We start from the raw sequence: 2,939 nt of genomic DNA, 5'->3' as shown, positions 1-2,939 counted from the left end.
CACCCCGGCGTCGGCGAGCGCGGCGCGGGCGCCCGCGAGCAGGCCGCCCATGACCTGCTCGTGCCACGACGCCGCGACGAGACCGACGCGCAGGCGCGCCGCCCCCTCCAGCGACGGCGTCGGCGACCCCTCGCCGCTCACCGGGCCACCCCCGTGCCGGTCGCGCCGGCCCCGTGGGGCCCGTCCGTGGCCGACAGGGGCAGCAGGTGCCCCATCCGGTCCCGCTTGACCTCCAGGTAGCGGCGCGACTCCGGCACCGCCGCCACCACGAGGGGCTCCCTGCCGCTGACGACGACGCCGTGCTCGGCCACGCCCTCCTCCTTCTCCGGGTTGTTGGTGAGCAGCCGCGCGCTGCGCACGCCCAGCGCGCGCAGCACCGCCGCCGCCGCGCCGTACTCGCGCGCGTCGACGGGCAGGCCGAGGCGCTCGTTCGCCTCGACCGTGTCCGCGCCGCGGTCCTGCTCGGCGTAGGCGGCCATCTTGGCGGCCAGCCCGATGCCACGGCCCTCGTGGCCGCGGACGTAGACGACCACGCCGGCGCCCGCCGCGGCCACCGCCGCCAGGGACGCGCGCAGCTGCGGCCCGCAGTCGCACTTCAGCGACCCGAGCGCGTCGCCGGTGAGGCACTCCGAGTGCACGCGCACGAGCACGTCCTCCGCGGGCAGCTCGGCCCCCTCGGGCACCAGCGCGAGGTGCTCGGTGCCGGTCGCCGGCTCGGTGAACGCGTGGGCGGTGAAGCGCCCCGCCGCCGTCGGCAGCGAGGCGACCGCCCCGGCGACGACGCGCCCGCGCTCCGCGGGCGCCGCCTGCGGTGCGCCCGTGGCGTGCAGGTGCGCCGCCAGCTGGGCGATCGACACGAGCGGCAGCCCGTGCGCGTCGGCGAAGGCGCGGCACCCGTCGCGCCGCAGCATGCCGCCCTCGGGGTCGGCGTCGTCGACGAGCTCGGCGATGAGCGCCGCCGGCCGCAGCCCGGCCAGGCGGCACAGGTCGACGGCGGCCTCGGTGTGGCCCGGCCGCTCGCGGACGCCGCCGCCGGCGGCCCGCAGCGGCAGCACGTGCCCCGGCCGCCGCAGGTCGTCCGGCGCGGACGCCGGGTCGGCGAGCGCCCGCAGCGTGCGGGCGCGGTCGGCGGCGCTGATGCCCGTCGTCGTCCCGACCACCGCGTCGACGGTGATCGTGTAGGCCGTCCCGTGCGCGTCGCCCCGGTTGCGCCGCGACCCCGCACCCATGAGCGGCAGCTCGAGCCGGTCGGCGTCCTCGGCCGCGAGCGGCGCGCACAGCAGCCCGCTGGTCCAGCGGACGACGAAGGCGACGGTGGCCGGCTCCGCCAGCTCGGCCGCGAGCACGAGGTCGCCCTCGTCCTCCCGGTCGGCGCCGTCGAGGACGACGACGGGACGCCCCGCGGCGAGCGCCGCGAGCGCGTCCTCCAGCGGGTCCAGCGCCACGCCCGAGTCGCCGTCGACGGCCGGCGCCGCGAGCGGCTGGTCGACGTCCTCCCCGTCGCGAGGAGGGACCACCGACGGCGCGCCCGTGGTCGCGCTCACCGGGGCCCGCCGGGGAGCGCGCCGGAGGCCAGCAGCCGCTCGACGTGCTTGGCGAGGACGTCGACCTCGAGGTTGACCGGGTCGCCGACCCGCCGCTCGCCGAGCGTCGTCGCGGCGAGGGTCGTCGGGATGAGCCCGACCTCGAGCCACGAGCGCTCGCCCTGCAGGTCGAGGCCGCCGGGCCCCTCGGCCGGGCCGTCGTCCCCGACGGCCGTGACCGTCAGCGAGACGCCGTCGACGGTGATGGAGCCCTTCTCCGCGACGTAGCGCGCCAGGTCGGTCGGCACCGACACGCGCACCGTCTCCCAGCGCTCGAACGGGGTGCGCGCCACGACGTGGCCGACCCCGTCGACGTGCCCCTGCACGACGTGGCCGCCGAGGCGGGCGTCGGCGCGCAGGGCCCGCTCGAGGTTCACCGGGTCCCCCGGCGAGCGCGTGCCCAGGCTCGTGCGACGCAGCGTCTCGCCCATGACGTCGACGGCGAAGACGCCGTCCTCCGGCTCCCCCGTGACGGTCAGGCACACGCCGTCGACGGCGATCGAGTCGCCCTCGCGCGCGTCGCCCACCACGAGCGGACCCCTCACGCTCAGCCGCGCGTCGTCGCCCGCCACCTCGATCGCGACGACCTCGCCGCGCTCCTCCACGATGCCCGTGAACACCCGCTCCTCCTCCTGGCGCCGTCAGCCGACGGGCCGGGGCGACGGCGACCGGCGCGGGATCGCGGGAGGACGTGCGGGGGCAGCTCCGCCGTCGCCGGCGGTCGGTGGGAGGGGTGCGCGGACGACGCCGACCGGCGCGGGGGTGCCCGCGGCGGACGACGGCGCTGCGCGCCCCCGGGCCACCGCGTGCTGCCTCCCCTCCGGACTCTCACCGTCGGTCCCGGACTTCCACCGGGTCGGCCGCGCCGACCGACCGCGCCTGGAGGGCGCGGGGCCACCGCGGTTCGCGGACTGTCACCGCCGGTTCGGACTTGCACCGACCCCGGGAGCACGCGCTGGACGGGGCGCTGGCCACGTCGAGCGCCCCCATGGTGCCACTCCCGGGCCCGAGCACGCCCACCGGCGACCCGCGCGGGTGACGGAGCGGCGTCGCTCGCTCCTCTCGGACCACCCCGTGGCCGGGCCCGCAGGACACGCGGAGCCTTCGAGGGTCGGTCGGCGCGCACGGCCGGGTCCGCGTCCGGCGGCGCGGCGCTCCGGGCACTGGCTCGGCGCGCTGCTGCCACCCCGCGATCGGTGCGGGGCGCCGGCCTGACGTGCCTCTCCGCGCCACCCCGCCGGACGCTCGAGCGAGACCTCGCCCGACGCGCCGGAGCCCGACCTGTCTCCGGGCGCCCGAGAACGAGGGCGGGAGCCCGCGGCTGAGCACGAGCGTCCGGGGCGGTGCGCGCGGAGA

2 protein-coding genes and 1 riboswitch are annotated in these 2,939 nt (G+C 79.2%); both genes read right to left on the bottom strand.

The genetic code is table 11. The features are described from left to right. Positions 1 to 137: 137 nt before the first annotated feature. Positions 138 to 1,544, bottom strand: a complete 1,407-nt coding sequence (ribA, locus tag HLB09_RS15215; protein ID WP_322790211.1) for a GTP cyclohydrolase II — start codon at positions 1,542 to 1,544, stop codon at positions 138 to 140. Further along, a complete protein-coding gene (locus HLB09_RS15210) occupies positions 1,541 to 2,203 on the bottom strand; it encodes a riboflavin synthase (RefSeq protein WP_171204172.1) in 663 nt (220 codons plus the stop codon). The genes ribA and HLB09_RS15210 overlap by 4 nt, the downstream gene beginning before the upstream one ends. Positions 2,204 to 2,387: 184 nt before the next feature. After that, positions 2,388 to 2,537: riboswitch (FMN riboswitch) on the bottom strand. Positions 2,538 to 2,939: the final 402 nt, after the last annotated feature.

The sequence above is a fragment of the Pseudokineococcus marinus genome, assembly GCF_013004605.1.
Classification (GTDB): domain Bacteria; phylum Actinomycetota; class Actinomycetes; order Actinomycetales; family Quadrisphaeraceae; genus Pseudokineococcus; species Pseudokineococcus marinus.
This window is presented reverse-complemented; position numbering and strand designations above follow the sequence as displayed.